Origin of the sequence: Serratia sp. Ag1, assembly GCF_000743355.1 — a bacterium.
Lineage (GTDB): Bacteria > Pseudomonadota > Gammaproteobacteria > Enterobacterales > Enterobacteriaceae > Chania.
Genome location: NZ_JQEI01000096.1, coordinates 1 through 1,024 on the forward strand (window position 1 = coordinate 1; position 1,024 = coordinate 1,024).

2 tRNA genes and 1 rRNA gene are annotated in these 1,024 nt (G+C 50.8%); all 3 read left to right on the top strand.

The window, feature by feature from the left end:
• Positions 1 to 69: 69 nt before the first annotated feature.
• Positions 70 to 146, top strand: a tRNA-Ile gene (locus IV04_RS24475).
• 154 nt (positions 147 to 300) lie between these two features.
• Positions 301 to 376 (top strand) — tRNA-Ala (locus tag IV04_RS24480).
• Between the two features lie 222 nt (positions 377 to 598).
• Positions 599 to 1,024: ribosomal RNA gene (locus tag IV04_RS24485) — 23S ribosomal RNA — on the top strand; the annotation flags it as partial.

Genomic DNA, 1,024 nt, shown 5'->3' on the forward strand with positions numbered 1-1,024 from the left:
ACGATATTGATTGAGTGAGTGTTCACAACAGATTGTCTGATAGAAAGTAACGAGCAGAAATACCTTTATAGGCTTGTAGCTCAGGTGGTTAGAGCGCACCCCTGATAAGGGTGAGGTCGGTGGTTCAAGTCCACTCAGGCCTACCAAATTCGCACTTATGCTGCGTTATGCGCGCGGTCGTTTACCGGGGTAAACGTTCCTTCCGCATGCCTTGCCTAAGCCCGAATTAACGGGGTTTCCAACAGGAGAAACTGTGATTCGCCGCGAGTGGTAAATAAAGGTATCTGCAAGTGACTGTATGGGGCTATAGCTCAGCTGGGAGAGCGCCTGCCTTGCACGCAGGAGGTCAGCGGTTCGATCCCGCTTAGCTCCACCATATCCCTACGGTCCTTGATAATAGTTCAGAGTGTACTGGCGACAGTATGCTGCGAAGTATTTTGCTCTTTAACAATCTGGAACAAGCTGAAAATTGAAACCTGACAGCAGAAACTTGTCTCTCCGTAGCAGTATGGAGGCAAGGAGTACCCTGTCAGAGAGTCTCTCAATAGTTTGCAGCGCGAGGTGTCCTCTGTGTACAGAAGACACCTTCGGGTTGTGAGGTTAAGTGACTAAGCGTACACGGTGGATGCCTAGGCAGTCAGAGGCGATGAAGGGCGTGCTAATCTGCGAAAAGTGTCGGTAAGGTGATATGAACCGTAATAACCGGCAATACCCGAATGGGGAAACCCAGTGTGTTTCGACACACTATCATGTCATGAATACATAGTGGCATGAGGCGAACCGGGGGAACTGAAACATCTAAGTACCCCGAGGAAAAGAAATCAACCGAGATTCCCCCAGTAGCGGCGAGCGAACGGGGAACAGCCCAGAACCTGAATCAGGGTGTGTGTTAGTGGAAGCGTCTGGAAAGTCGCGCAGCAAAGGGTGATAGCCCCGTACACTAAAATGCATACCTTGTGAGTTCGATGAGTAGGGCGGGACACGTGACATCCTGTCTGAATACGGGGGGACCATCCTCCAAGGC